Genomic DNA, 25,433 nt, shown 5'->3' on the forward strand with positions numbered 1-25,433 from the left:
GATTGGCACGAATCCAGCGGTTTGTGGGCTGGCCGACCGGGGAACACACCGCCCATGTTGATCCGACGAATCGCGCGACCCATGCTGTCAGCTGTCTTCATCGGCCAAGGAATAGAGGCGCTGCTGAACCCGAAACCCGCAGCTCAAGCCGCACAACCGACTGTCGACGGTTTGCAGTCGCTGCCGGAGTCGGTCAGTTCCAACATTCCCGCGGATGCCGAGACGTTCGCTCAAATCAACGCCGCCGTCCAGATCGGCGGTGGGGTGTTGCTGGCCGCGGGCCGGCTGCCGCGGCTGGCTTCGGCGGCGCTGGCGCTGACCGTGATTCCGGGCAACCTTGGCACACACCAGTTTTGGAACGAAACCGACCCGGAACGCAAGGCCGAGAAGCGGCGCGCGTTCCTGGGCGACGTCAGTCTGCTGGGCGGGCTGATCATCGCGTCCGCCGACACCGCGGGTAAGCCGTCGTTGGGTTGGCGTGGTCGCCGCGCCGCCGAGCGGCTGTCGGACCGGGTGTCCGGGTCCAGCGATTCGTTCCTGGATTCGGAGTTGGGTGAGCGGATCGTGCATGGCCTGCAGGCCGGTGCCGAGCGCAGCCGCGAACTGGCCAACACGGCCGCGGAGAAGAGCGCACCGTACGCCGAGGCTGCGCTCGAGCGTGGTCGGGAGTTGGCCAGCACGGCCGCCGAAAAGAGCCAGCCCTACGCCGAGGCGGCACTGGAACGCGGTCGCGAACTGGCCAGCACGGCTGCCGAGAAGAGCGCGCCCTACGCGAAGAAGGCCCGCAAGCGCGGAGAAGAGCTGGCCAGCACCGCGGTGGAGAAGAGCGCGCCGTATGCCAAGAAGGCGCGCAAGCGTGGCAAGAAGTTGGCCGACACCGCGCAGACCCGCGGCGTGGAGTTCGCCGAGACCGCGCGCCACCGTGGCAGCGAGCTCGCCGACCGCGCCGCCAATCGGGGTAGCGAGCTCGCTGACCGGGCCGCGCACCGGGGCAGTGAACTCGCCGACCGGGCGGTGAACCGGGGCAGCGAACTCGCCGACCGGGCCGCGCACCGAGGCAGCGAACTCGCCGACCGGGCGGTTGCTCGCAGCAACGAACTAGCCCTGACCGCACGCGACCGGCTGGACGACGAACTCAGCAGCCGTCGCAAGCGCTGGGGACGCTAGCGAGGAACGCGTCGAGGACGGCGTTCACGTCCTGGTCCTCGGCGAGTCGCACGACCACACCGTGCTCGTCGGCGCCCAGCGGCTCCAGCGCGTCGAGTTGTGACTGCAGCAACGTTGCCGGCATGAAGTGACCGGACCTGGCGGCCAGGCGTGCGCCGATCAGGTCGCTCGACCCGTCCAGGTGCAAGAACTGCGCTGAGGCGCAGTGTCCGCGCAATTGATCGCGGTAGCTGCGCTTCAGGGCAGAACAGCTGACCACGCATCGAGGGTGCCCGGTCAGCCAGGCGCCGACCCGCTCCAGCCACGGATGCCGGTCGGCATCCGAAAGCGGTTGCCCGGCAGACATTTTGGTGACGTTTGCTGGGGGGTGCAGGGCGTCGGCGTCCAGGAAAGCCACATTCAACCGCTGCGCGAGCGCCGCCCCGACGGTCGACTTGCCGCACCCGGAAACCCCCATCACGACGACGGGGCCCGCCGGACGTTTCACCGGCTCTGTTCGGTCCGGCTGCGGTTCCATTCCATCCAGCCCACGCCGTTGCGGCCGTCGGTGGTGGTGATCTCGACCCATGCCCGGGGAAACTGGCTGACCCGGCCGTCGACGGCGGTCAGCCGCACCGGAGCGTGCGCCCGGACGACGACGTCTGCGGTGAGCTGCCCCGGCTCGATCTGCAGTGTGGTGTCCTGCGGTAAACCGTTGCCGCCGAACGCTTCCCGGATGCTCACCGCGCTCAGCTCGACGATGTTGCCGGCCGCGTCCTGGGCGTAGCCGATGCTGAGGTGCGGGGTGTCGGGGATCTGTAGGCTCAGCGCGTGCAGATGGGTCCCGTCGTCGAGGTGCAGCGCACTCCACATCCAGTCCATGCTCCACCAGTCGCGTACCCCCCACGAGTGGTCGCGCTGTCCGGGGACCGAATCCAACTGGTAGCGAGCGTGTTTGACGGTGACGGTGCCCGACACGGTGCACGGGATCTCGTACCGCGTCGTCACCCGGTACCGGTAGGGGATCCCGCTGGTGGCCGACACCAGATTCATCGCGAGTTCGACGGGCTCTCCCGCTTCGCCGCGCAGCAATGCCGACGGATCGGCGTACGAGCGTCCCTGCGCGCGCAGGTCGACACGATAGCTGCGCAGCGGGTCGTCGGCCGCGTGGTGCAGTTCGAGGGTGTCGGACCGTACCGCCCAAGGACTTTGTGGCAGTGGCACTTTGGTATCGACGGCGATGGTGGGCAGGTCCGGCCCGCACAGTAAGGCGTGGATCCACACCTGCTGCTCGTTCGCTATCCAGCCGAGCCGGAACCAGCCGCCCAGCCCCTCCGCAGGGTCGACGAAATCGGCGTACCAGCTTTCGCTCCACAGCGGCTCGTCGGTGGCGGCGTGGGCGAGTTCGTCCTCCGGTGCCGGCCGCAGCGGCTCGGGTACCGCGGCCGCGGGCAATGTCGCCAACGCGTCGGTATCCAGGACATGTTCGCAATGCCGTTGCAGCAGCGTCATGAACATCCGGTCGCCACGCTCGGTCTGCACCACCAGCATCGACGAGACGATCGCCATCATCACGCCGAAGAAACTCTGCCGGCGTACGCCTTCCCGGACTTCGTCCAGGGTGATGGCTGGCTGCGGGCCCAGGGCCTGATGGTATGCCCGCAGCAAGTCCTCGTACTGGTCACGGCGGTCCGCCACCGGCAGGGCGCAGCCCAGGAAGTAAGCCAGATCGGTCTGTGCCGGTCCCCACGAGACGGTCTGCCAATCGACAACCGTCAGTGCCCGGTTGGCTCCCGGGGCACCGAAAAGCATGTTGTCCAACCGGTAGTCGCCGTGCACCAAGCCCTGGATTCCGCCGCGGGCAGCCTCCTGGGCCAGATATCCGTCGAACGACTCCACGAGACGCTCGCACACCGCGCGGTGTTCGGGTGCGATCTGATCGCGGTAACGGTTGACGAAGTCGGCGTAGAGCGCGGTGACCAATGCCTGGTTCAGCGGCGAGTCACGGTTGAGCCACTGGGCGTCGGCCAGCGTCGCGTCCCCCAGCAGCGGCCCGTGCAGACGGCCCAACTCGGTGACGCCCAGCTGAGCCTGTTCGGTTGTGGCACCGGCGATCTCGTCACCGGCCGCGGCGGGTCCCGCGTCGTCGAGCAGGAGATCGAAGATTCCAGTGGAGACGTCGATGGCGGCGTGGTAGCACGTCGCGATCGCGCCACCCAACCGCGGCGCGATGTCGTGGTAGAAACGGACCTCGCGCTCGTAGAGGCCCATTGCCAGCCCCGTCTGTCGGCTCACCGGGTCGGTCGCCGCGACCTTCAACACCACCGAATGTGGGCGGCCGGCAACGGGTTCGGGGTGGGCGTATGTCAGCCCGATGCGGTAGCACTCGCTCATCTGGCCGGTACCGATGCGTTCGACGGTGAACTCGGCGACGTCGCCGGCACGGACCGCCGCGGTCAGCCATTCGGCGGTCAGGTCGCCGGGACGCTCAATGGCTTGGTCTGTGTTCGTGCCCATGAAGGACAGCGTGCCAGGTCACCGCGCCAGCGTGAAACCCTCCCAGGCCAGCCGACGGTGTTGGTGCGGGTCGAACTCGACGCGGGGCTTGCGGTCGAAGACCAGGACCGCTCGCTCGTCGTCGGTGTGGACCGGCCAGTTGTCACCCGGGACGCCGGTACGACTGAACGCCCGCCAGCGTCGTTGCACGTCGTTGCTGACCCGCAGGGCGGCCCGCTGGTCGGCCGCGGCGGTGAGCAGCGCGCCGAACCGGGTGCGGTAGATGTCGAAGACCGCCAGCAACTCGGTGGCGTGGGTGGCCCCGAAACCGGACCATTGCAGGGTCCGCGGCGCGTAGTCGTACCGGTACAGGTAGGTGGGCGCGTGCAGGCCGTGCGCGTCGGCGATCTGCCAGGCCGCCGTGCAGAACGCGAAGTCACCGCCTAACTGGATACACGCCGACTGCTTGGGGTACTTGGGGTAGGCGGCGGTAATGCGTTCGCGGGCAGCGGGTTCCAGATCGGCGAGCAGCTCCTCGACCATCTTGCGGTTGGTCGGCAGCATCCCGAGGAACCGGGTGAACAGCCGGCCCTCGTCGGCGTTGGTGCCGACGATCAGCGGGACCCGGTGCGCCCGACCCGAACGCATCGCCTCGACGGGTTCGATGGGCACCACGTCGTCACCGAAGACCGGACCGATCGGGAAGGCGCCCAGCCGCTGCTGCATGCCCTGGTCGATCAACTGGTGCTGGGCGTCGATGAGTTGCGCGGCCGGTGCCCGCATCACCGTGTCGGCCGCGTCCTGCCCGCGGGCGCCGAGAAGCCGCGCGAAGCGGGTGGCGAACTCGGCGGCGACGTCTTGCGAACGCATCATGCCGGCCGCCGGACTCTGCGAGATCGCCCGGTGGAACAGGCCCTCGGCGGCGGGCACCGCGAGCATCGTGGCGGTGATGTGCGCGCCGGCGCTCTCGCCGAAGATCGTCACGTTGTCCGGGTCGCCGCCGAAGCCGGCGATGTTGTCCTTGACCCACCGCAACGCCAGCACCAGGTCGCGCAGGTACAGGTTGCTGTCGATGGTGACGTCCGCCGTGGACAGTGCTGACAGATCCAGACAGCCCAGCGCGCCCAGCCGGTAGTTGACCGACACATAGACACAGCCGCGGCGGGCCAGCGCGGCGCCGTCGTAGATCGGGGTGGCCGAACTGCCCAGGATGTACCCGCCGCCGTGAATGAACACCATGACCGGCAGCGGGCCGTCGCCGCCGCGTTCCGGGGCGACGACATTGAGGGTCAGGCAGTCCTCGCTCATCGGCTGGTACCGGTTGACGCCGAGCAGCGTGTAGCGGCGCTGCTGAGGCGCGCAGTTGGTGAACCCGTGGCAGTGCCGCACCCCGGACCAGGGCTGCGCCGGTTGCGGCGCGCGATAGCGCAACGCGCCCACCGGTGGGCGGGCGTAGGGAATGGATCGCCAGCGGTTGACGCCGTCGCGGGTGAACCCTTCGACGGTGCCGGCGGTTGTACGGGCGCGGACGGTGCGCTCATGCATAGATCGACGGTAGCGGAATCGTCGCGGGCACGGCGCGGGTAGCGCCGAAATCTGCTGTCTGGCGGCTAGCCTCATGTCATGCGGATCGCCGCGCTGGTCGCAATCCCGTTGCTGGTCGCCGGTTGCTCGCACTCGAACACCGGTGAACCGGCAACACCGGGGACGGGGTCCACGTCGGCCGTACCGACCAGCAGCAAACCGGCGTCGACCCCACCGGTGGCCGGGGCGCCGATCGGTGCCGTCATCGCCTGGATCGAAGCAGCTCATCCGGTCGATCCGGCCCGCTACCAGCTCGCCGGCAATACCGCGTTCAGCGCTGCGGGGGCCAAGGCCAAGTGCACGACGGACGCCGAGCACACCGCCGGCCTGCTGTCGTGTCTGGTCGAGCTGGCCAGTCCCCCGCCGCCTCCCGAGACGGCCTATGGCGAGTGGAAGGGCGGGTGGGTCGACTTCGACGGCGCCCGCCTGCAGATCGGCGCGGCGCGCGCCGATCCGGGGCCGTTTCTCGCCGGCACCGGGGCGGAGTTGGCCAACGGTGACGCGGTGTCCTTCGGCGACTTTCGCTGCCGCGCAGACCAAGCCGGCCTGTTCTGTGTGAATTACGCCCACCAGTCCGCCGCCCGGTTCAGCGCCGCGGGTATCGAACCGTTCGGGTGTCTGAAGTCGGTGCCGCCACCCGACGGTGTCGGTGTGGCGTTCAGTTGCTCATGATGGTGGCGAACAGTTCGGTCATCTCGTCGCCAGGGCCGCCGGGAACGGTATAGCCCGTTTCGTCGCGGATTTCCTGGAGATGGTCACGCACCTGCTCGACGGACAGCGTGGGACTGTAGAAACCTCTGGTCCGGCCGACGAAGAACCGGGCGACGTGGCCGGCGCCGACGGTGTAGATCTCGCCGGAAACCGGACAGTCCGCGTGCGTCAGAAACGCCGCAACCGGGGCCACCAGGCCCGGATCCAGCCGCCGAAGGTATTGCCCGACAAGGTCATCCAGCACCGCCTGCGCGCCCGGATCGTCCGGGTCACCGGTCTGATCGATGGAATGCGTCAACATCCGGGTGAGCGCGATCGGCGAGATGGCGTTGACCTTGATGTTGTCCTTGGCGCCTTCGGCCGCCAGCACGCGCGTCAGACCAATCAGACCGGTCTTGGCCGCCCCGTAGTTGCTCATGTTCTCCGCGCCCAGGATCCCGGCTGCCGAGCAGGTGTTGAGCACGCGTCCATACCGCTGCTCGCGCATCACTTTCCACGCCGGGCGGGTCACGTGGAACGCACCCTTGAGGTGCACGTCGAGCAGCGGTTGGACACGGTCGGCGGTCATGTCCTCGAACGGCGCGTCACCGACGATCCCGGCGTTGTTGATCACGATGTCCACCCGCCCCCAGGCCGCCAGCGCGGTGTCGATGATCGCTTGTCCGCCTTGGGGGTCGGTGACGCTGTGCGTGTCGGCGACGGCTTGGCCGCCCTGTTCGCGGATCGCTTCCGCGACCGCGTCGGCCGCCGCGGCGTCGGATCCTTCGCCGGTCACCGACGATCCGATGTCGTTGACCACGACCCGCGCGCCGCGGGAGGCCAGCAGCAACGCGTACTGCTCACCCAGACCTCCACCGGCGCCGGTGATCACGGCTACTCGGTCGTCGAAGCGCAGGCCGTTCACCGTCACCAACTGACCGGCAACTCTTTCATGCCGTAGATGTCGGATGATTCCTTGAATTGCAGCCGATCCGCCGGCACCGCGAGCTTCAATCCGGGCAGCCGCCGCGCCAGCGTCGCGAATGCAACCTGCATCTCGACGCGCGCCAGGTTCGCCCCGATGCATTGGTGCACGCCGTAGCCGAAACCCAAGTGGCCGCGGGTGTTTCGGTCGGGATCGAGGACTTCCGGATCGTCGACGAAGTCGGCATCCCAGTTTCCGGCCGGCAGATTCATCAGGACGGCGTCCCCGGCACGGATCAACTGACCGCCCAGCATCAAGTCTTCGGTCGCTATCCGGTCCACCTGGCTGTGCACGATGCTCAGGTAGCGCATCAGCTCCTCGACGATGTTGGCGATGACGGCATGATCGTCGGTCTGCCCGAGACGGGCGAACAGTTCCGGATTCTCCAGCAGCGCAACCGTTCCCAGCGAGATCATGTTGGCGGTGGTTTCGTGACCGGCCTGCATCATGATCACACTGGTCATGCCCGCGGTCTCTCGGTTGAGCTGCCCGGTCGCCACATAGTCGGTGACCAGCCGGCTGATCAGGTCGTCGCCGGGCTCGTGCTGCTTTCGATCCACCAACTCCTGGATGTAGGAGTACATCGCCATGAAGGCCTGCGCCTTCTCTTCGTCGGAAGACCGGGTGTCCAGACCGACCGTGGTGTGGTGCTGGAAGATCTCCAGATCCGCGGGCGGTACCCCCAGCAGCAGGGCGATCACCATGGACGGCACCGGCAGCCCGAAGTCGCGGACCAGGTCGGCGGGGGGTCCCTTGTCGATCATGCGGTCCAGGTAATGGTCGACCAGCTCCTGGATCTGCGGACGCATCGTCTCGGTGCGCCGGAAGGTGAAGTTGGTGGTCAGCATCCGGCGCAACCGGTGGTGCTCGGGATCGTCGACCCGGGCGAACATCACCGGCGTGTTCTCGGTGCTCTGCGGCTTCATGAAATCCGGGATGGTGTCCGCCGACAGGCGTGGATCGGTCAACGCCGCTCTGATGTCCTGATAGCGGCTGACCATCCAGGCCGGTTGGCCGTGCCACATCACCCGCCGCAAGCCCTGCCCGTCGCGCCAGTCGGCGAAGTCGGCGGGCGGCGCCAGCGGGCAGTGCGGCGCGCGTGGGACGGGAATCACCGGCAGCTCCGGTTCGGAGCGCACATCGGAAGTGGTTGACATCAAAGCTGATTCCCGTTAAGTGTCAGAGGTCTGCCAGTTGTTCGAGCGTAGAGCTGTCGGCATCGGCAGTCAACCGGCGGTTACGCTGTAGCGGTGACAGCCGTCGAAGACCGGCCGACTCTGCGAGCCGATGCCGCCCGCAATGTCGAGCGGATTCTGCGTGCCGCGCGGGACGTCTACGGCGAACTCGGTCCGGACGCCCCGGTGGAGGCCGTCGCGCGTCGCGCCGGCGTCGGCGAGCGGACCTTGTACCGCCGGTTCCCCACCAAGGGCGAACTGGTCCGGGCGGCCCTGGATCAGAGCATCGGCGAGGAACTGGGCCCGGCGCTGGCTGATGCACTGCGTTGCGCCGACCCGCTGCGCGGCCTCACTCAGTTGATCGAAGCGGCGATCACGCTCGGGGCCCGGGACCAGAACCTGTTGATGGCCGCCCGACGCGCCGGATCGCTGACCGCCGACGTCTCGGACGAGTTGAACGAGGCGCTCGGCGAGCTGGTGCGCCGCGGGCAGCGGGAAGGCCGGATCCGCGACGACCTGGTCGCCGACGACCTACCCCGGCTGATCGCGATGCTCTACAGCGTGCTGTCGACGATGGACACCGGCAACGGCTGGCAACGCTATGTCGCGTTGATCATGGACGCGATCACGATCGGTGAGCGACGCCCGCTGCCGCCCGCGCCCGCGTTCTGCTTCCGGCCCGAGCCCAACAGCTGGTCGCTCTAGCCCGCCGCGCCGGTGCTGCCGTCGCTGCCGAACAGCAGCCCCGCCGCGCCACCAGTGCCGCCCGGGCCGCCGGTGCCGACGATCGCGCCCTGTCCCCCGGCCCCGCCTGCGCCACCATTGCCGCCGTCGCCGACCAGGGTGGTCGATCCCCCGTCGCCGCCGGCCCCGCCCGGCCCGCCGGCTGCGGTGTCCGACGATCCGCCGACCCCGCCGCGACCACCGCCGCCGCCGTTGCCGAAGACCCAGCCACCGGAGCCGCCGCGACCGCCACGCGCGCCCGCTCCCCCCGCATCGCCGGCGCCGTTCGCCTGACCGCCGGCACCTCCCGCCCCGCCGAGCCCGCCGTCGCCGAACAGCCTGGCGGCACCGCCCGCGCCACCGACACCGCCGTCACCACCCGCGCCGCTCGCCTGGGTCAGCGCGTCGCCGCCGGCTCCGCCGGCACCGCCGTTGCCGAACAACCAGCCACCCGCGCCGCCGCTGCCGCCGCTGCCGCCGGTTTCACTGAAGTGCCCGCCGCCCAGGCCGCCGCCGCCTCCGGCGCCGCCGGACCCGATCAGCCCGGCATTGCCGCCGAGACCGCCCGCGCCGCCGATGCCGCCGGCAGCGCTGGTCCCGCCTCCGCCACCGGTCCCGCCGTTGCCGAACAACAGCCCGCCGCTGCCCCCGGCACCTCCGCCGCCGCCGAGCCCGCCAGTGTCTGCGGGGGCCGTGGCCGCGGCACCGTGGCCGCCGGCCCCGCCGTCGCCGACCAACCACGCGTTACCGCCGGCGCCACCGATCCCGCCGTTACCCGCGGCGGTGGCCAAACCGCCCGCGCCGCCGGCTCCGCCGTTACCGGCCCACAGTCCGCCCCACCCACCGGCACCGCCGTTGCCGCCGCCGCTGGCGCCCTGCCCGCCGGCGCCACCGCCCCCTCCGGCGCCGAGCAGGATCGCCTGGCCGCCGGCCCCTCCGAGACCGCCGATACCGAGCGGAGCATCACCGCCGGCGCCCCCGACGCCGCCGTTGCCGAACAACCAGCCGCCGTTGCCGCCCGAACCTCCGACGGCTCCTTCGGCGCCCGCACCGCCCGCCCCGCCATTGCCGAGTAGTCCCGCGGCGCCGCCTCGCCCGCCCGCCGGATGCGCACCGCCGCCAGAACCGCCGGCGCCCCCGTTGCCGAACAGCAGTCCCCCGGCGCCGCCGTCGGCTCCGGTGCCGGCGACCCCGTCGGTGCCGTTGCCGATCAGCGGACGGCCCAGCACCAGCCGGAACGGCGTGTTGATCAAGTTGAGCAGGTCGGTCAGCGGCGCCGCGGCGGCGGTTTCGGCACCTGCATACGCCTGGGTCGCGGCGGCGAGTGTTGCCACGACCTGCGCGTGGAAGGTTTCCGCTTGCGCGCTGAGCGCTTGATACCCCAGCGCGTGCCGACCGAACAGGGCCGCCACGGCCGCCGACACTTCGTCGGCCCCGGCGGCGAGCACCTCGACCGTCGGGGTTGCGGCAAATGCGTTGGCGGCGTTGACCGCTGACCCGATTGTCGCCAATTGCGCTGCGGCAGCCGACATTAACTCGGGCGTCGCAACCACGAACGACATTGCGCACCTCCCGGCCCTCGTCGGACGTGCAGCACAGAGTAGCTCGATCAGGGTTCGAGAAGGTGGATTTCGCCCGTCGTGCCGTCGACTTCGACCAGCGCACCCGAGGGCAACACGCGGGTCGCGTCCCGCACGTCGACGACGCACGGGAACCCGAACTCGCGGGCCACCACGGCGGCATGGGACATGGGCCCGCCCAGCTCGGTGACCACCGCGGCGGCGTAACAGAACGCGGCGGTGTAACCGACGTCGGTGACTTCGGCGACGAGGATCTCACCGGGTTGCAGGTCGTCGATGGTCTCCGGGCGCACGATCCGCACCCGCCCGCGCACCCGGCCGCCGCAGACACCGACTCCGCGCAGGGTGTCCCCGCCGGCCAGCACCGCCGCCGACGACGTGGTCGGCTGCCAGGCGCCGCTGAACACGATCGGCGGGACGACGGCGATCAGGCGGCGCTGCTCGGCGCGACGCCGGGCCACCAACTCGGAAACGTTGGGCGGCAACGCGTCGAGCTCGTCGACCAGCAGGTAGAACACGTCGTCGGGGGACCCGAACACGCCTTCCTCGGCCCGCCGACGCCCGTACTCGCGCAGCAGCCCGCGCAGCACCCAGATGGCGCGCACCATCCGGTCGCGGCGCACCTCACGGTCGCGCAACTGCCGTGCGGCCAGCACAGCAATCGGCTTGGCGCGCAACGGAATCGGCGTGTGTCGTGGCGCCGGCGCGGGCGGTGCACCGAGTGTCTTGGTCACCATCCGAATCAGCAGCTCGGGATCGTCGGCGTAACTCGTCGACAGCATCTCTACTTCGGCCGGGCCGCGGTGTCCCATCAATGCCAGCTCGGCCAGCACCGCGGAGTGAAACTCCGGAGCCTCCACGGCCAGCTTGTCCAGTCGTTCGCCGGGTTCTGCGAGCACACGCAGCACCGTCGGATCGGAGCGGGCCGCCGCCACCAGGCGCTGCACCGCCTCCACCGACCGGGCGCTGACCAGTTCCGGTCCGGCCGCCGGGGCGGTGTCCCGTCCGCACAACCCGCGCAGCAACACGTTGAACGCCGCGCACAGCATGAACGAACCCGACGCCAGCAGCCAGCCGTGCACGACGTGGTCGCGCGCCAACAGGATCAGGCTGCGCAGCCTCCGATCGCCGAGGCCGGCGACGTCGTCACCGACGAGTTGTTCCAGGCGCTCGATATCGGCGATGTAGTCACCGGTGTCGAGCGGCGAGCCGGCGGACAGACCCACCAGGTTGACGCCGAACACCCCGATGTTGCGCAAGGTCCGCAGTTGGCGGCGAACGGGATTGGTCTGCGACGGTGGCCGTTGGTCACCGAAGATCGGCAGCGAGGCCATGCTCGGACCGAAGAATCCGCTGTTGCTGACGATGGTCGTCGGTTTGGCGAACGGGACGGTCTCGGCCATGAAGTGCGCTGACGTGATCGCGCCGTAGAGCCGGTGCGCGAACACCGCGACCGTGCGCATCGCGATCTCCTTCTGCACCACACCACCCGGCCGCAACCGTTCGGCGATACCGACACCGCCGGCGCGGAGTCCCCGTACCGTCACCGACGCCGACGACGGCGAGAACGGCCCGGGCAGCGCCTCGGACAAGTTGGTGGCCAGGAACGTCGGGAACCGCGGGTCGATCGGGGTGTCGAACTCGCCGTTGGCCCCTTCCGGGCCGGCCAATTGCGGTACGACGCCGTCGTCTGCGGCGGTGTCGACCGCCGGCAGATCCTGGACGGGCGCCAATCGCCACGGCACCGACAGCACCCGCTTGCCCAGCGTGACTCGACCTCGCACCGCCAAGGCGAAATCCTCCAGGCATTCCTCGGCGGTCCAGGCCGGGGTGAACTCCCAAACGTGCTGCAACCGCGAGGTATCCAGCAGTGCAGCACTCCGCAGGACCGAGAAACCGCTCCGCCCGGCGAGTTTGGTGCCGACCGGCAGGACCCGACGACCCAGGGCCGCCGCCACCTGCCGCCAGGTCAGCGAGCCTGACGCCGCGAGATTGACTGGGCCGCTGACGAACTCGTCGACCACCAGTGCTGCGTTCAGCAGCCGCAGCGCGTCGTCGATGTGCACCAGTTGCACCCGGCGATCGGCGGAGTCGACGGGCAGCACCGGTAGCGCCGCGACACGGCGCAGCTCGTCGTCGGCACCGCGGCCCACCACGAGCGGCAAACGCACCGCGACCCACGGTGTTCCGGACGCCGCAAGCAGCCGTTCGGCGTGCGCGTTTCCCGGGCCGTCGGAAGCCATCACGGCGTCCTCGGTCACCGGTCCGATCACGTCGCCGTAGACGCGCGCCGAGGACGCGAACACGATGCGTTTGCTGTCGGCCTCCAGGACGTCGGACATGGCGTCGGGTGCGGGCTCGAGATGCGCGACCGCGTCCGCGCCGGAAACGGCCCGCCGCACCGTCGCCGCGTCGCGGAAGTCCGTGGCAACGAACTCGGCTGCGCTCGGCCAGCTTTCGGGCCGGCGGGTGCCGATCCCCACCACTTCGTGGCCCTGGCTGAGCAGCCTGGCGACCAGGCCGCGGCCGAGGACTCCGCTGGCCCCGGTGACGGCGACCCTCACTGCATTGCCACTATTCGTCGTCGTCCATGAACGCCGCGCTGACCAGATCGTCGAGGTCCATGTCGGCGATGTCCTTCACGGCCGTCCCACCCGGCGCGTCCTGGGCGCCGTTGCGGTCGCCGTCCGTAGCGTTGGCCTCGTCGGCAAGGCTCAGCAACAGATCCAGCACGCCGGCCTGACGCAGTCGCCGCACCGGAATGGACGCGACCACGCGCTGCAGCTCCTCTTCACCCGGCGCCGCGGGTTGAGCCTGCGGGCTGTCGCTGCCGAGCAACTCCTGACGGAAGTAGCCGGCCAGCGCCGCCGAGTTCGGGTAGTCGAAGATCAGTGTCGGCGAAAGCGGCAGGCCGGTGGCGGCTTTGAGCCGGTTACGCATCTCGACCGCGGTCAGCGAGTCGAAGCCCAGTTCCTGGAAGGCGCGGTCGGGATGGATGGATTCCGGTGTGCCGCTGCCCAGTACGGTGGCGATGTGCGAGCGCACCAGATCCAGCAGGATGGTGTGCTGCTCATCCTCGGGCAGGCCGTCCAGGCGTTGCAGCAGCGCGGATTTCGACTTGGCGGCGGCCAGTGAGTCGTCGACCTGCCGTCGCGCCGGAGCGTTGATCAGGTCGACGAACATCGGCGGCAACGTGCCGGCGTCGAACTTGGCGCGCAGCGCCACCAGGTCGATGTGGGCCGGCAGCAGGAACGGCTCGTCGAGGATCAGCGCGGTGTCGAGCAGTTCGAGTGCTTCGTCCGACGACATCGCCACGATGCCGTCGCGGGCGAAGCGGGCCAGATCGGCCTTGCCCAATTCGCCGGTCATGCTGCTGGTCTGGTCCCACAGCCCCCAGCCCAGGGAGATGGCCGGCAGCCCGTGTGCGTGCCGGTGGGCGGCCAGCGCGTCCAGGAACGAGTTGCCCGCCGCGTAGTTGGCCTGCCCGGAGGCGCCGGCCAGACCCGCGATCGACGAAAACATCACGAACGCGGACAGTTTCAGGTCGCGGGTCAACTCGTGCAGGTTCCAGGCCGCGTCGATCTTGGCCCGCAGCGCCGCATCGACGCGGTCCGGGGTCAGCGACGTCACCACCGCGTCGTCCAGGGTCCCCGCCGCGTGGATCACCGCCGACAACGGATGCTGCGCCGGGATGGAGGCGATCACCTCGGCCAAGGCGTCCCGATCGGCGGCGTCACAGGCGATTACCCGAACGGCGGCGCCGGCCTCGGTCAACTCTTCGGTCAGTTCCGCCGCCCCCGGTGCATCCGGCCCACGACGACTCACCAGCACCAGGTGGCGCGCCCGGTGGCGGGTGACCAGGTGCCGGGCCAGCGCGGAACCCGCCATGCCGGTGCCGCCGGTGATCAGGACCGTGCCGTCCGCCACCGCAGAACTGGTGGTCATCACCACCTTGCCGACGTGACGCGCCTGGCTCAGGTAGCGCAACGCGGCCGGTGCCCGTCGAACGTCGAACGTGGTAACCGGCAACGGATTCAGCACGCCGGCGGCGAACAGTTCGGACAGTTCGCTCAGCATCCGCTGGATGTGGTCGGGCCCGGCCTCGAACAGGTCGAAGGCGCGGTAGCGCACACCGGTGTGTTGCTCGGCCACCACAGCGGCATCGCGGATGTCGGTCTTACCCATTTCCAGGAAGATCCCGCCCGGGGTGACCAGTCGTAACGAGGCGTCGACGAAATCGCCGGACAGTGAATCGAGCACGACATCCATTCCGGCTGCGCCTGCCCTGGCGGCTACCGCGCGGAACTTCTCCTCGAACTCCAGGCTGCGTGAATCGGCGATGTGATCGTCATCGAACCCCAAGGCCCGCAACGTGTCCCACTTGCCCTTGCTGGCGGTGGCGAAGACCTCCACACCCCAGTGCCGGGCCAGCTGCACCGCGGCCATGCCCACCCCGCCGGCGGCCGCATGCACCAGCAGCCGTTGCCCGGGCCGCACATCGGCGAGGACCTTCAGCGCGTAGTAGGCGGTCGCGAAGACCACGGGGGCGGTGGCCGCGGCGGTGTCGGACCACCCGGCCGGTATCTCGATCAGCAGCCGTTCGTCGGTGGTGGCCACGGTCCCGGTTCCGTCCGGGAACAGCCCGGTGACCCGAGTGCCCACCGCGAAACGGGTTGCCTGCGAACCGGTTTCGATCACCGTTCCGGCGGCCTCGACGCCCATGGCCGCGTGGGCGTCGGGGTAGAGTCCCAGCGCGATCATCACGTCGCGGAAGTTGGCGGCCATCGCCGTGGTGGCGATGCGGACCTGACGCGGCGGCAACGGACCCTCGAGGTCGGGGATCGGTTCGGCGCGCAGGTTCTCGAACGTGCCCGGGGTGCTCATGCCCAATCGCCAGGGGCCCTCGGCGGGCAGGGTCAACAGCCCGCGTGCGGCGCGGCTGCCGTGTACCCGTGCGATGTGGGTGGTTCCGTTGCGCAACAAGACCTGCGGCTCACCCACCGCCAGGACGGCCGCCGCTTCGTCGTCGCCGATGGATACGTCGGTGTCCACCAACACGATCCGGCCCGGATGCTCGGTCTGGGCCGACCGCACCAGGCCCCAGACCGCGGCTCCGGCCAGGTCGGTGACGTCCTCGCCGGGCGCCGCCACGGCGCCTCTGGTGACCACCACCAGCACTCCGGCGTCGTGTTCGGCGAGCCAGGACTGGACGGCTCGCAGCGCGGCGTGCGTCGCCGCGTACACCCCGGCGAGGGTGTCGCCGGCGACGGGTTGCGACTCGAACACTTGGTAGACCGGGGTGCCATCGGTCGTCGACGCCGGTGACGGCGACCAGACCACGTCGAACAGCCGGTCGGCGCCGGAACCGGACAGGGCGGCCTTGAGCTGCTGCTCGGTCACCGGGCGGGCCACCATCGAGGCCACCGACAACACCGGCAGACCCAGCGCGTCGGCCAGTTCCACCGACACCGACGACGGTCCGGTCGGCGTGATGCGGGCCCGCACCGCCGACGCTCCCGCCGCGTGCAGGGATACGCCCTGCCAGGCGAACGGGACCAGGACCCCGTCGGCACGGTCGATCACATCCCCGGTCGCGATCAGCGCGTGCAGGGCCGCATCCAGCACCACCGGATGCACCCCGAAGCCCGTCGGGGACAACCCGGCCGTGGCAGGCAGCGTCACTTCGGCGAACACGTCGTCACCGCGCCGCCACATCGCGGTCAGACCCTGGAACGCCGGACCGTAGCCATACCCACTTTCGGCCAGCCGCTCATAGGTTCCGGACACGTCCACGGGCTGGGCTCCCACCGGCGGCCACACCGACAGATCCGTACCGGACTGCGCGGCACCGGCACTCACCGCTCCCTCGGCGTGCAGCAGCCATCCCGATCCTTCGGCGCGGGAGAACACCGACACCGGGCGGGAACCGGTTTCGTCCGCGGCGTCGACCACGACTTGCACTGCCACCGAACCCGATTCGGGCACGATCAGCGGAGCGGCCAGGGTCAGTTCGTCGACCACCGAGCAGCCGACCTGGTCACCGGCGCGGATGGCCAGCTCCACGAAACCGGCACCCGGGAAGATCACCACGCCACCCACCGCGTGGTCGCGCAGCCAGCCGTGGGCGGCCGAGGAAAGCCGACCGGTCAGCACCACCCCGCCCGACGACGGCAATTCGACGACCGCGCCCAGCAACGCGTGCTCGCCCGCGGTCAAGCCCAAGCCGGCCGCGTCCACCGTCGCGCCGTCATTGGACAGCCAAAACCTGCGTCGCTCAAAGGCATACGTGGGCAGTTCGACGAAATCGGCCTGCCCCAGCAACGCCTGCCAATCCACCGGCACACCCGCGACGAATGCCTGGGCCATCGCAGTGGTCAGCGTCGTCAGTTCGGGCCGGTCCTTACGCATCGTGCTGATCGTGGCGACCGCGGCATCGGGCAGCGACTCTTCGATGGCGGCCGTCAAACCACCGCTGGGACCGACCTCGAGGAAGCGGGTCGCGCCGGCCGACTGTGCGAAGCGGATGCTGTCGGAGAACCGAACCGCTTCCCGCACATGACGTTTCCAGTAGGCGGCCGTGCCGAAGTCGTCTCCGGCAAGCGCGCCGGTCACGTTCGAGATGACCGGGATTGTGGGCGGTCCGAATGGAAGTCCGGCGGCGACCGCCCCGAACTCGTCGATCATCGGGTCCATCAGTGCCGAGTGGAACGCGTGTGACACCGCGAGCGGGTGGACCCGGCGACCGTCGGCACGGAATTGGTCGACCAGCGCGGCCACCTGGTCGGAGGCACCCGAAATGACGACCGAGGCAGGGCCGTTGACGGCGGCGATGCTGACCTCGGGACCCAGCAGCGGCCTGACCTCGTCCTCGGTGGCCTGCACCGCGGCCATGGCGCCGCCGGCGTCGAGGCGCTGCATGAACCGGCCCCGCGCGGCGACCAGGACCGCGGCGTTCTCCAACGACAGCACACCGGCCACGTGTGCGGCCGACAGCTCGCCGACGGAATGCCCCATCACGAAATCGGCTCGCACACCCCAGGATTCCAGCAACCGGAACAGCGCGACCTCGACGGCGAACAACGCAGGCTGCGCGAACTCGGTGCTGTTGAGCAGGCTTTCCTCCGGACCCCACATCACCTCACGCAGTGGGCGCAGCAGGTGGCGGTCCAATTCGGTGACGACGGCGTTGAACGCCTCGGCGAACACCGGATAGGCCGCGTGCAATCGTATTCCCATGCCCAGCATCTGGGCGCCTTGACCCGGGAACACGAAGGCGGTCTTGCCGGGCTGAGCGACCCCTTGGATGCCTGCACCGGTCCCATCCTCGGAAGCCAACTCCGAGAGGCCGGCCAGCAGAGCGTCCCGGTCTTCACCGACGACGACCGCGCGGTGCTCGAAGGCGGACCGGCTGGCCAGGGACCAACCGACGTCGACGGCATCCAAAGCGGCGCGGGCACCGATGTATTCGGCCAACCGGGCCGCCTGCGTGCGCAGCGCCGCGGCGGACTTGGCCGAGACAACCCAGGGCACCGCATGCCGCACCGGGCCGGGCTCCCGAGGCGGCGCCGCCGGCACCGACTCGATGATCACATGGGCGTTGGTGCCGCTGATCCCGAACGACGACACCCCCGCGCGCCGGGGCCCGCCCTCGGCCGGCCATCCCTGAGATTCGGTCAGCAGCGCAACAGAACCGGTCGTCCAGTCCACATGCGGGCTGGGCATGTCGACGTGCAACGTCGCCGGCAACACCTCGTGCCGCATTGCCTGGACCATCTTGATCACACCGGCCACACCGGCACCGGCCTGGGTGTGACCCATGTTCGACTTGACCGACCCCAACCACAACGGTTGGGTGCGGCCCTGCCCGTAAGTGGCCAGCAGCGCCTGGGCCTCGATGGGATCGCCCAGCGTGGTGCCGGTGCCGTGCCCCTCGACCGCATCCACATCGGCCGCCGACAAACCCGCGTTGGCCAGCGCCGCCCGCACCACCCGCTGCTGCGAGGGACCGTTCGGCGCGGTCAAGCCGTTGGAGGCGCCGTCCTGGTTGATCGCCGAACCCCGCACCACCGCCAGCACCGGATGCCCCAGCCGCTGCGCGTCCGAAAGCCGCTCCACCACCAGCATTCCGCCGCCCTCGGAGAAGCCGGTGCCGTCGGCCGCGCCGGCGAAAGCCTTGCAGCGCCCGTCGGCCGACAGTCCGCGCATGCGGCTGAACTCCACGAAGATGTCCGGTGTGGCGTTGACGGTGACCCCACCAGCCAGCGCAAGATCGCACTCCCCCGACCGCAGCGACTGCACCGCCATGTGCAACGCCACCAACGACGACGAACACGCCGTATCCACCGAGACCGCCGGACCTTCCAGACCCAGCACATACGCCACCCGGCCCGACGCGACACTCGAGGACTGCCCGGTCAACCGGAAACCCTCCGCGGTCTGCGCCGCGCCGATCCCGTAACCCTGGGTGTACACGCCGGCGAACACACCGGTCGCGCTGCCGCGCAGTGCCGCGGCGTCGATTCCGCTGCGCTCCAACGCTTCCCAGGACAGTTCCAGGAACAGACGTTGCTGAGGATCCATCGCCAGCGCTTCACTGGGCGCGATCCCGAAGAACGCCGGGTCGAAGTCGGCGACACCGTCCAGGAAGCCGCCGGTGCGCGTGTAGCAGGTGCCGGCGACGTCGGGATCGGGGTTGTAGAGCCCGCCCAGGTCCCAGCCCCGATCGGTCGGGAAATCCGACAGCACATCGCGGCCCCGGATCACCATGTCCCAGAGGTCTTCCGGGGATTGCACCCCACCCGGGTAGCGGCACGACATGCCGACGATCGCGATCTGGTCGTCAGTGGTGTCGGTGCGCACCGCCGGGACGTGCTTGATCTCCTGCGGCACGCCGGCGAGTTCGGTGCGGATGTAGGAGGCCAGGCCGTTGGGGGTCGGATAGTCGAAGATGAGGGTCGGTGAAAGCGAAAGGCCGGTCGCGGTTTTGAGGCGGTTGCGCATCTCCACGGCGGTCAGCGAGTCGAAACCCAACTCCTGGAAAGCCTTGTCGGGGTCGACGGCCTCCGGGGTGACGTTACCGAGCACCGTAGCGATGTGGGAACGCACCAGGTCCAGCAACAGAGCATGCTGCTCGGGCTCTGACAGCGCATGCAAGCGTTGCGCGAGAGCGGATTTCGACTTGGCGGCGGCCAGTGAGTCGTCCACCTGACGGCGGGTCGGCGCGTTGACGAGATCGCGGAACATCGGCGGCACCGCGACCGCGTGGGCCCGCAACGCGGACAGGTCGATACGGGCAGGCACCAGGAACGGCTCGTCGACGATCAACGCGGTGTCGAACAGTTCCAGCGCCTCCTGCGACGACAACGCCAGGACCCCTTCGCGGCCCAGACGTGCCAGATCGGCGGCGTCCAGCCCGCCCGTCATGTCGCTGGCCTGATCCCACAGCCCCCAGCCCAGCGACATCGCCGGCAGCCGATGGGCGCGCCGGTGCGCGGCCAGTGCGTCCAGGAAGCAGTTCGCCGCCGAATAGTTGGCCTGCCCCGACGAGCCCACCAGTCCGGCCATCGACGAAAACAGCACGAACGCAGACACATCCAGGTCGCGCGTCAACTCGTGCAGGTTCCAGGCGCCGTCCACCTTGGCCCGCAACACCGGGTCAACCCGCTCCGGTGTCAGGGAGGTGAGCACCGCATCGTCGAGCACCCCGGCTGCGTGGATCACCGCCGACAGCGGCCGCTGCACCGGGATGTCGGCGATCACCTTCGCCAAGGTCGGCCGGTCGGCCGCGTCACACGCCAGCACCTGCACCTGGGCGCCCGCGGCCTCCAGCTCGGCGGTCAACGCCACGGCTCCCGGCGCGTCCGGGCCGCGTCGGCTGAGCAGCAGCAGATGCCGCACCCCGTGTCGTGCGACGACGTGACGCGCCAACGCCGAACCGACCATGCCGGTGCCACCGGTGATCAGCACCGTGCCCTGTGCCCATGCGTCGGGCAGCGTCAGGACGACCTTGCCGATGTGGCGCGCCTGGCTCAGGTATCGCAGCGCCGCCGGTGCCCGCCGGATGTCGAACGTCGTGACCGGCAACGGGCGCAGCACGCCGGTGTCGAAGAGTTCGGCGAGGTCCAGCATGTACTCGTGCATGCGAGGACGGCCGGGTTCGAACAGGTCGAAGGCCCGGTACCGCACGCCCGGGTACTCCTGGGCGACCGCGCCGGGGTCGCGGATGTCGGTCTTGCCCATTTCCAGGAAGATGCCACCGGGTGCGACCAAACGCAGTGAGGCGTCGACGAATTCGCCGGCCAGCGAGTCCAGCACGATGTCGAATCCCGCCCCACCGGTGACGGTGCGGAACTTCTCCTCGAACTCCAGGCTGCGCGAATCGGAGATGTGGTCCTCGTCGAATCCCATCGCGCGCAGCGTGTCCCACTTGCCCTTGCTGGCGGTGGCGAACACTTCCAGACCCAGGTGCCGGGCCAGCTGGGTGGCGGCCATGCCCACGCCACCCGCGGCGGCGTGGATCAGGACCCGTTGCCCTGGTTTGGCGGCCGCCAGGTCGATGAACGCGAACCACGCGGTGGTGAAGACGGCCGAGATCGCGGCGGCTTCGGCGTAGGTCCAGTCCGAAGGCATCGGCAGCAGCAATCGGACGTCGCCGGGCACCAGGGTGCCGCTGGTGTCGGGGAAGAAGCCATACACCGCGTCGCCGACCGCGAAATCGGTGACGCCGGGGCCGACTTCGACGACCACACCGGCACCTTCACCGCCCAGCAGCGCTTCGTGGGTGAACATGCCCAGGGTGATCATGATGTCGCGGAAGTTGGCCGCGATGGCCCGCAGCGCGACCCGGACATAACCCGGCTGCAACGGGGCGCCGGCGTTCGGCACCGGTTCCAGTTGCAGGTTCTCGAATGTGCCTGCGCTGCTGAGCCCCAGCCGCCACGGTCCCTCCCCGGCCGGCGGATCCAGGATGCCGTCGACGGCACGACTGGCGCGCACCCGCGGGGTGTAGGCCTGCCCCGCCCGCAGCAACACCTGCGGCTCCCCGACCGCGAGCGCGGCCGCTACCGTCGAATCATCAACGGGCGCATCGGAATCGACCAACACCAGCCGGCCCGGATTCTCGGTCTGCGCCGAGCGCACCAGACCCCAGACCGCCGCGCCCGGCAGATCGGTGACGTCGTCGCCCGGCAGCGCCACCGCGCCTCGGGTCGCGACCACCAAGACTCCCGATTCATGGTCGCTCAGCCAGGACTGCACGGCGGTCAGTGCGCTGCGGGTGCGCTCATATGTTTCGCTCACCGGATCGGTATGCAACGCAACGGATTCGAAGATCTGGTAGGACGGAATGTCGGCGCCGGCGGAGGTGGCCGGCGCCCAGGCCATCTCGAACAGCCGGTCGGGACCGGTCCCGGAGACCGCGGCCCGCAACCGCTGCTCGGAGATCGGGCGGGCCGCCATCGCCTGCACCGACAACACCGGCAGACCCAACCCGTCGGCCAGTTCCACCGAGACCGCCGACTGTCCGACCGGCGCGATCCGCGCTCGCACACTCGACGCCCCCGCGGCATGCAACGACACGCCCTGCCAGGAGAAGGGCAGCACCACGTCGCCCGCCGGGTTCGCCAGTACCGCCGCGTGCAGCGCGGCGTCCAGCAGGGCGGGGTGCACGCCGAATCCGGTGGCGCCGCCGGCCGCCTCCGGCAATGTCACCTCGGCGAACAATTCCTCGCCTCGGGACCACAATGCGGTCAGCCCGCGAAACGCCGGTCCGTACCCGTAGCCCTGCTGGGCCAGCCGCTCGTAGCCGTCGGACAGGTCGATCCCGACTGCACCCGCCGGAGGCCAGACCGACAGGTCCGCGTCGGGTTCGACGGTCGCGGCGCTCAAGGTTCCCTCGGCATGGCACACCCACGCGCCGTCGACGTCGGCGTGGGAGTAGATGGACACGCTGCGCTGCCCGGTCTCGTCGGCGGCCGCACCGACGACCACTTGCACCGCAACCGAATTGCCGCCGGGAATCACCAGCGGGGACCGCAACGTCAGCTCGTCGACCACCGAGCAACCGACTTCGTCGCCGGCGCGGATCGCCAACTCCACGAACCCGGTTCCGGGAAATACCACCATTCCCGACACCGCGTGGTCGGCCAGCCAGCCCTGCGCGGTCGGCGACAGCCGTCCGGTCAGCACTACCCCGCCCGAGGCCGGTAGCTCCACCACAGCGCGCATCAGCGGGTGTTCGCTGGCAGCCAATCCCAGACCCGACGCGTCGGCGTCGAAAGCTTCGCTGGACAGCCAAAAGCGCCGCCGGTCAAAGGCATACGTGGGCAACTCCACCAAACTCGCCCCGGCCAGCGCGCCGCGCCAGTCCACTGCGACGCCGGCAACACAGGCCGCGGCGGCTGAGGACAGGAATCGCCGCAGCCCGCCGTCCTCGCGTCCCAGGGTCGGCACCACGATCGGTTCGGCGTCGCCCGCCACACAGTCGGTGACGGTGTTCTCGATGCCGGTGATGAGGGCCGGGTGCGGGCTGGATTCGATGAACACCCGATACCCGTGCCCGCACGCGCTGCGCACGGCCTGGTCGAGCTGCACCGTCTGGCGGATGTTGCGATACCAGTAGTCGGCATCCAGATCGGCGGTGTCCAAACGGCTTCCGGTCACCGTCGAGAAGAATGCGGTACGCGACGACATCGGTGCTATCCCGGCCAGCACCTCGGCGAGTTCGCTGCGGATGGCTTCGACCTCGGCCGAGTGCGACGCGTAGTCGACGTCGATGCGGCGGACGCGCAATTCCCGGTCCGTGCACACCGCGATCAGTTCCTCGAGCGCGGTCACCTGCCCGGACACCACGACCGCCGACGGACCGTTGACGGCGGCGATGTCGATACGGGCACCGAACGGCGCCAACAACTCACGCGCCTGCTCGACACCGCACGCGATGGACACCATGCCACCGGGACCGGCCAAACCGGTCAGCAGCCGGCTGCGCAGCGTGACCACCTTGGCCGCGTCTCGCAGGGACAGTCCGCCCGCGACGAAAGCGGCGGCGATCTCACCCTGGGAGTGCCCGATGACCGCGTCGGGGCGCACCCCGAGCGACTTCCACAGTTCGGCCAAGGACACCATGACCGCGAACAGCACCGGCTGTACGACGTCGACGCGGTCCAAGCCGGGCGCACCGGGCGCGCCGCGCAGGACGTCGATCAACGACCAGTCCACGAACTCCGCGAACGCCGCCTCGCACGCCTCGATCTGACGGGCGAAAGCTGGTGCGGTGTCCAGCAATTCGACGCCCATGCCGACCCATTGGGAGCCCTGGCCGGGAAAGACGAAGACGGTCTTGCCGACCGGCTGAGCGACACCGCGGATGACCGTGGCGGCCGGGGCGTCGTCGGCCACCTCGGCCAACCCGGCCAGCAATGCCTGCCGGTCCGCGCCGACCACGACGGCGCGGTGCTCGAAAACCGACCGGCCCGCCAGGGACCAACCGACGTCGGCTACGTCCAAATCGTCTCGGGCACCCAGGTATTCGGCTAGTCGGGCCGCCTGCGACCGCAACGCGGTCTCCGACTTGGCCGACAGCACCCACGGCACCGCGGGCCGCGCCGGGCCGGGCTCGCGCGCCGGCGACTCCGGCACCGACTCGATAATCACATGGGCGTTGGTGCCGCTGATCCCGAACGACGACACTGCCGCGCGGCGAGCGCGGTCGCCGGCCGGCCATGCCTGCGACTCGGTCAGCAGCGCAACAGAACCCGCCGACCAGTCCACATGTGGGCTGGGTGCGTCGACGTGCAGCGTCGCGGGCAAGACCTGGTGCCGCATCGCCTGCACCATCTTGATCACGCCCGCGACTCCGGCGGCGGCCTGGGTGTGGCCCATGTTCGACTTGACCGACCCCAACCACAGCGGTTGCGTGCGCCCCTGTCCGTAGGTGGCCAGCAACGCCTGCGCCTCGATCGGATCGCCCAGCGTGGTACCCGTGCCGTGACCTTCCACCACGTCCACGTCAGTGGCCGACAATCCGGCGTTGGCCAGCGCAGCCCGCACCACCCGCTGCTGCGAGGGACCGTTCGGCGCGGTCAAGCCGTTGGAGGCGCCGTCCTGGTTCACCGCCGTGCCCCGCACCACGGCCAGCACCGGATGGCCGAGGCGCTGCGCGTCCGAAAGCCGCTCCACCACCACCATGGCGCCGCCCTCGGACCAGCCGACGCCGTCGGCGGCCTGCGCGTACGCCTTGCACCGTCCGTTCGGAGCCAGGCCACGATGCCGGCTGAACTCCACGAAGACCGTCGGGGTGGCGTTGACGGTGGCGCCGCCGGCCAGGGCCAGGTCGCACTCTCCCGTGCGCAGCGACTGCACCGCCATGTGCAACGCCACCAGCGACGACGAACACGCCGTGTCCACCGACACCGCCGGACCTTCCAGACCCAGCACGTAGGACACCCGGCCGGACGCGACACTGGACGTCATACCGGTGAGCCGGTAGCCCTCAATCTCTTCAGCAAACATGCCGTAGCCCTGGGCGATGATCCCGGCAAACACACCGGTGGCGCTGCCGCGCAGTCCGCCCGGGTCGATCCCGGCCCGCTCCAGTGCTTCCCAGGACAACTCCAGCAGCATCCGGTGCTGGGGATCCATGGCCAACGCCTCGCTGGGGGCGATCCCGAAGAACGCCGGATCGAAGTCGGCGACGCCGTCGACGAAGCCGCCGGTGTTGGCATAGGTCTTGTGCGCCGCGTCGGGATCGGGGTCGAACAGCGCGCCCACGTCCCAGCCGCGGTCGGTCGGGAATTCCGAGATCACGTCGCGGCCGTCGGCGACCATCTGCCACAAGGCTTCCGGGGAGTCGACGCCACCGGGGAACCGGCAGGACATGCCCACGATCGCGATCGGCTCGCTGGCCCGCTCCAGCAGCGCGCGGTTGGTGCGCTTCAGGCGCTCCACCTGCACCAGCGCTTTCCGCAACGCCTCGGTTGCGTGCTGGAGTTGATCAGCCATTACCAAACCCCTCGGTTAATTCGGTCGTCTCTGACCCCCGCTGCGGCGTTCGCC

Annotated in this window: 11 protein-coding genes; 3 read left to right on the plus strand and 8 right to left on the minus strand. The window is 69.9% G+C overall.

Annotated features, from left to right (window positions below; all coding sequences use genetic code 11):
- The first annotated feature begins 81 nt into the window (after positions 1–81).
- Positions 82–1,167 (plus strand): DoxX family membrane protein, encoded by a 1,086-nt coding sequence (locus AC5Y47_RS19820; protein WP_499945958.1) that lies wholly within the window; start codon positions 82–84, stop codon positions 1,165–1,167.
- Here AC5Y47_RS19820 and AC5Y47_RS19825 read toward each other — a convergent pair.
- Genes AC5Y47_RS19825 through AC5Y47_RS19835 form a run of 3 tightly spaced genes read right to left on the minus strand, consistent with a single transcriptional unit; the run spans position 1,136 to position 5,187 of the window.
- Positions 1,136–1,684, minus strand: a complete 549-nt coding sequence (locus tag AC5Y47_RS19825) for a gluconokinase (protein ID WP_499945959.1) — start codon at positions 1,682–1,684, stop codon at positions 1,136–1,138. The genes AC5Y47_RS19820 and AC5Y47_RS19825 overlap by 32 nt on opposite strands.
- Positions 1,651–3,663 carry a DUF7064 domain-containing protein gene (locus tag AC5Y47_RS19830; RefSeq protein ID WP_499945960.1) on the minus strand — a complete coding sequence of 671 codons (2,013 nt, stop codon included), beginning with the start codon at positions 3,661–3,663 and terminating at the stop codon, positions 1,651–1,653. Before AC5Y47_RS19830 ends, AC5Y47_RS19825 begins: the two co-directional genes overlap by 34 nt.
- Before the next feature lie 18 nt (positions 3,664–3,681).
- Positions 3,682–5,187: a carboxylesterase/lipase family protein gene (locus AC5Y47_RS19835; RefSeq protein ID WP_499945961.1), complete on the minus strand. Its 1,506-nt coding sequence runs from the start codon at positions 5,185–5,187 to the stop codon at positions 3,682–3,684.
- A 78-nt stretch (positions 5,188–5,265) separates the two neighbouring features.
- Between AC5Y47_RS19835 and AC5Y47_RS19840 the strand changes: the two genes are divergently transcribed.
- Entirely contained in the window at positions 5,266–5,898 is a 633-nt protein-coding gene (locus tag AC5Y47_RS19840; protein WP_499945962.1) for a hypothetical protein, read from the plus strand.
- Here AC5Y47_RS19840 and AC5Y47_RS19845 read toward each other — a convergent pair.
- Both AC5Y47_RS19845 and AC5Y47_RS19850 read right to left on the minus strand, forming a co-directional pair.
- On the minus strand, positions 5,885–6,841 hold the full coding sequence (locus tag AC5Y47_RS19845) for an SDR family NAD(P)-dependent oxidoreductase (protein ID WP_499945976.1): 957 nt from the start codon (positions 6,839–6,841) through the stop codon (positions 5,885–5,887). The genes AC5Y47_RS19840 and AC5Y47_RS19845 overlap by 14 nt on opposite strands.
- A gap of 2 nt (positions 6,842–6,843) precedes the next feature.
- Positions 6,844–8,058, minus strand: a complete 1,215-nt coding sequence (locus tag AC5Y47_RS19850; RefSeq protein ID WP_499945963.1) for a cytochrome P450 — start codon at positions 8,056–8,058, stop codon at positions 6,844–6,846.
- Between the two features lie 93 nt (positions 8,059–8,151).
- Between AC5Y47_RS19850 and AC5Y47_RS19855 the strand changes: the two genes are divergently transcribed.
- Positions 8,152–8,781, plus strand: a complete 630-nt coding sequence (locus AC5Y47_RS19855) for a TetR/AcrR family transcriptional regulator (RefSeq protein WP_499945964.1) — start codon at positions 8,152–8,154, stop codon at positions 8,779–8,781.
- Here AC5Y47_RS19855 and AC5Y47_RS19860 read toward each other — a convergent pair.
- Genes AC5Y47_RS19860 through AC5Y47_RS19870 form a run of 3 tightly spaced genes read right to left on the minus strand, consistent with a single transcriptional unit; the run spans position 8,778 to position 25,379 of the window.
- Complete coding sequence (locus tag AC5Y47_RS19860) at positions 8,778–10,361, minus strand: PE family protein (RefSeq protein WP_499945965.1); 1,584 nt, start codon at positions 10,359–10,361, stop codon at positions 8,778–8,780. The two genes, AC5Y47_RS19855 and AC5Y47_RS19860, sit on opposite strands and share 4 nt — an antisense overlap.
- 47 nt (positions 10,362–10,408) lie before the next feature.
- Positions 10,409–12,943, minus strand: a complete 2,535-nt coding sequence (locus tag AC5Y47_RS19865) for a PEP-utilizing enzyme (protein ID WP_499945966.1) — start codon at positions 12,941–12,943, stop codon at positions 10,409–10,411.
- Between the two features lie 10 nt (positions 12,944–12,953).
- Positions 12,954–25,379: a type I polyketide synthase gene (locus AC5Y47_RS19870; RefSeq protein WP_499945967.1), complete on the minus strand. Its 12,426-nt coding sequence runs from the start codon at positions 25,377–25,379 to the stop codon at positions 12,954–12,956.
- Between the last annotated feature and the right edge of the window lie 54 nt (positions 25,380–25,433).

The sequence above is a fragment of the Mycobacterium sp. NGS22 genome (assembly GCF_059813095.1).